The 4108-nt window shown below is 49.5% G+C and carries 3 protein-coding genes; 2 read left to right on the top strand and 1 reads right to left on the bottom strand.

The features are described 5' to 3' along the window. Positions 1-900: SMC-Scp complex subunit ScpB (gene scpB / locus AACZ40_RS28360; RefSeq protein ID WP_339676970.1), on the top strand; the 900-nt coding region annotated here is incomplete at its 5' end. A 15-nt stretch (positions 901-915) separates the two neighbouring features. Here scpB and AACZ40_RS28355 read toward each other — a convergent pair. Beyond that, positions 916-3600: a hypothetical protein gene (locus AACZ40_RS28355; RefSeq protein WP_291170236.1), complete on the bottom strand. Its 2685-nt coding sequence runs from the start codon at positions 3598-3600 to the stop codon at positions 916-918. Positions 3601-3830: 230 nt separating this feature from the next. Here AACZ40_RS28355 and AACZ40_RS28350 point away from each other — a divergent pair. Further along, a partial coding sequence (locus tag AACZ40_RS28350; RefSeq protein WP_339676969.1) for a hypothetical protein occupies positions 3831-4108 on the top strand: 278 nt, incomplete at its 3' end.

The following is a 4108-nucleotide window of genomic DNA, read 5'->3' as shown; positions in this document are numbered from 1 at the left end:
ATGAAATCAGCCAGAAAGTCGCGACTTACACTCAAAACTTTACGGTTCGGTAGACCATCAATGCTTCACTCCTCTTCGTATCATACTGGTTCCATTGACAGAACGGTTGCAGCGTCTGCCCGTCTGACCTCGATTGCCCGCCAGTCATCAGCGAATGCGTTTCGCTGGAATTTTTTAATCCGCTCGGCACAGAATGATCAGCTTCAGTTTCACTCCGGTCCAGAAGTAGAAACCCGGCGAACAGTGAAGATGGCTAAAGTGGAAGCAGTGCTGTTTGTAGCAGATAGCGCACTCTCAACGAGAAAAATTGCACAACTGGCAACACTCGCCAATGCCAGTGAGGCCAAAGAACTGATCGATCAGCTCAATGCGGCACTGGAAGCGACACACTCCGCGTTCCACATCAAACGGGTGGCCACTGGTTACCAGATGATGACGCAGCCACAATTTTCGTTCTGGCTCAATAAACTGCACCAGAGACAGGCGGCATTGAAGCTTTCTGCACCTGCCATGGAAACGCTGGCGATCGTCGTATATCGACAACCCATCACGCGAGCCGACATTGAATCAATCCGGGGAGTCCAGAGTGCTGAAATGTTAAAGCAGTTGATGGACCGTGGGCTGGTAAGAATTGGTGGTAAAGATGACTCTCTCGGGCGCCCTTTTTTGTATGAGTCGACACGCAAATTCCTGGAAATCTTTGGATTGAAAAATCTGGATGATTTACCCATGGGAGAAGCACTTCGTACCAGGCCGGAACCATCAAAGAAAACATCAGAAACCAGCGAAGAAGAAACCGAACTGGAACCTGCCGTAGAAGAAGTCAGCGAAGTGACAGAGTCCGCAGGAGTTGTTGAAGACAACGGTGAAGAGGAAGATGAAGATCTTTCTGCTGCCTGAAACCAAGCTGTTTCCTTAGCGAACTCGTGTCGTATCTTCTGCTCTTCTCTGTTTTCTGGAGATCGCATCAGGTTTGTCCCAGTCCTCCCCCACTGTCCAGCGGTAATTGAGGATCCGCCGTCCATTGACCTGTTCGGCTCTCAGCCAGAGTTCTTTTCCTTTGAGCGCATTAGCATCAGGAATGTAATACAGCTTCCGATCCTGCCCCTGTTTCAGTTCGGTGATAAACCGTTGCATTCGTTTCATATTAGGTATGAACAGACTGCAGCGAAACTGAAGTGTCTCCAGGGGTGAGGTGTTATTGACTATAATCTGCTCGATTTCCAGTACATTTCCTTCAAGCTTTTTATCAGTGACCTGCACCATAATATCCCCTAATCCTACATGGTAGGACCGGTGGACTCGAATCGAATATTTGCGTTCTGCAAAAATATCAAAATCAATGGAAACATCTTTTCTGCCCAGGCTGGCGTTCGAAGGCAAAGTCATAAACGTTTGCAGGCGGAAATTTTCTCCTGCACCGGTATCGAAGACCCATTCCTGTGGTTCTACTTCCCAGCCCCGGGGTACGTTTAAGACTGCTTTTCCCCGCACACTCTGCAGGAATGTATTTTTCCCGAGCACTGCATCTGCATGACCTCCATACTCACTTCTTGACTTTCCGATTTCAAATTGAGCCGCCAGCCTCCAGTTGGCGATCTGCTGATTACACTTCCGCAATATCAGGGGAGAAGAACTGACGGGTAAAGTATGACGATGGGTGGTGGAATCGCGTTCCAGGTTAATGCGTCTGCCCCAGACATCCGTGGCGACCACATCTTCGCCCAGATACATCACCTCTTCGGTTGGTTCGTCATTCCAGACAACAACGATTGCCTCATCATCTCGTATGAAAACATGATTGGTGCTCTTATTGGGCATATTAAAGGCCCCCTGATACCGTGCTCCCTGCAGAGCAATCGCAACCGTTCGCCAGGGCAGAAACAATAAGGTCGGTGAACCGTTTCGATTGAGTAAACCGTACTGCTCGTGGAATACGGAGCTGGCAAAGATCGCATCTGCACCCAGATATTTTGCCGTCACCATGCGCTTGGCAAGATCAATGCTCCGCTCTTCCGGAGTGTATCCATTTTTTGGCAGTGGAGTTAATGTAACCCAGCGTGGGCTGCCCCCCGGGGTCAGGCGGGCATTCTGGAGTTCACGCGACAGCTCCTCCACGGAAAGCCGTTCCTGGTTATTAATCGATACAAAACTCTGAGGCATGCTGTCTGTCGGCAGGGGAGTCTTCCAGTCCCAGTGGATGCCGACATGAGTATCTCGACCGATTAAATCCAGCTGCTGCTTTACCTTCTTTAGAGTTTCGTCGAGATTTTGCAGTCCGATGAAGCTGTTGTCATCATCGCCTCCCAGCTGCCAGTAATTCACCAGAGAAGTGTATCGCGCAAAAACTTCCTCCAGCGAAGGAGACCAGAAACTCGCAGGCATCGTAAATATCCCGCTCACCCCCAGCCAGTCTTTCGCGAACTGGGAACGTAATTTTTTCGGTGGATGATTCAACAGTCCCACAGGAGTGATTCCCCGATTGCCAAACTGGTCCAGCATTTCTGCAACGCGACTCGTGCGATGGATGTCAGCGGATTCCATTACACTCCAGAGCGGATACTTGATCCAGTTGATCCCCGCCTGTGCTGCGATATCCGGCAGTTCATTCACAGGCAAATCTTCATCTTCTTCGGTGATGGTCCAGCCGAATTCTCCCGTGGATCTGGGAGTGACCAGATCAATCACTGCAAAGGTGGTTTTCTTTTCCAGGATGGATTTCTGATCCCTGACCAGTCTGGATCTGACTTCATAAAACCCATATTCCATAGGCTGCAAACGCCAGACTTCCGTATGATTATTTCCATCGAGTAACCGGCTATTCTCAACGGCTTTGAGACTCTCCGGATTGGTAACCAGGGCCAGCGAGGAATCGGCAATGTGTCGATTCGTATTGTCTACCAGTTCCAGATCCAGCCGATATTGGTTGTCGGGATTCAAGCCGCTGATGCGACTGCTGACCCGGATTTCTGCAGAACGATCCACAAAATGGCGATGGTAATTATTTAAGATATCCAGTTGCGGTAAGCTGCCCACCCACAGATCATCAAACCAGGCATCCCCGGAAATATCTTTTTGATCGTTATGCGCCAGATGACAACCAAGAACAATGAACCGCACATTGGCCTGGGGAGTCAACGGGCCCAGCGTCACTTCGACCCAGTCCTTATGCGTTCCTGATACAGGCTGGCTGACGAAATGCTGAACGCGTTGTCTTTTATGATCCAGAAATGAAATGGATATCAACGCAGCATCATGTACAAGTTTCTGCGTTTTAATATATCCACGAAATACATAGGCATGGTCGGCGTCGATTTTTTCCGGTGGAGAATAAATGGTGGCATGCCCGCCGTTCACACCGAAGTGGAGGCTCTGCTGGCCTGTATGCCCCAGGTTCCGGTCAATGCTCACATTGACATATTGTGGATACCCGGGCCCCTTCCTTCTTGACCAGTCATCTGGCAGATCGTCGAAGTCCTGATCCTGACTCGTTTCAAACGAATAGGACAGCACGGGCAACGTATCTTCCACGAGATTACCCTCAACGGGTAAACCGGCCAGTAAGGCAAGGTAGCAGGTTGCAAGCGATGACAGTATCATGGAAGGTTTCCGAACAGTATTGTTTCTCTTTAAACAAGATCGACCATTTTTTGATCGAATCTCAATCAGGAACAGCCTGGGAAAGCTCATTTTCCGGATCCTGATCTGATAACGCGGGGATATCATTCTCTTTTCAGAGACAGTTAGATAAACTTTGCCAGTCAATCCGATTGCCGCAGTTATTCCACACAGTTAAAATGCCTGCAAACAGCATTGATTTAAGGAAAATAATGTCACGCTTCAAACTCGCAGTCGCGACCCGCCATTTTGGTCAGCCCATCAAACGCGCTATTAAAACAGCCGCCCAGATCGGATCGCGCGGAGTACAACTCGATGTGCAAAATGAAATTTCACCTGCTTCATTCGGCGCTTCCGGAGAACGACAGTTTCGCAAACTGCTGGAAGAATTTAACCTGTCGGTTGCATCACTCCGACTACCGGCCCGGCGGACACTGGTGGATCCGGAATTTCTCGACGAGCGCGTCTCACAAATCAAATCGGCATTGGA

Source organism: uncultured Gimesia sp., assembly GCF_963972345.1.
In the GTDB taxonomy this organism is placed as follows: domain Bacteria; phylum Planctomycetota; class Planctomycetia; order Planctomycetales; family Planctomycetaceae; genus Gimesia.
The sequence above is the reverse complement of the archived record's forward strand: the minus strand, read 5'-3'. Positions and strand labels throughout refer to the sequence as shown.

Bases quoted from the DNA above. Each gene is read 5' to 3' on its own strand.
- AACZ40_RS28355 (WP_291170236.1), bottom strand. From the start codon at position 3,600: ATGATACTGTCATCGCTTGCAACCTGCTACCTTGCCTTACTGGCCGGT.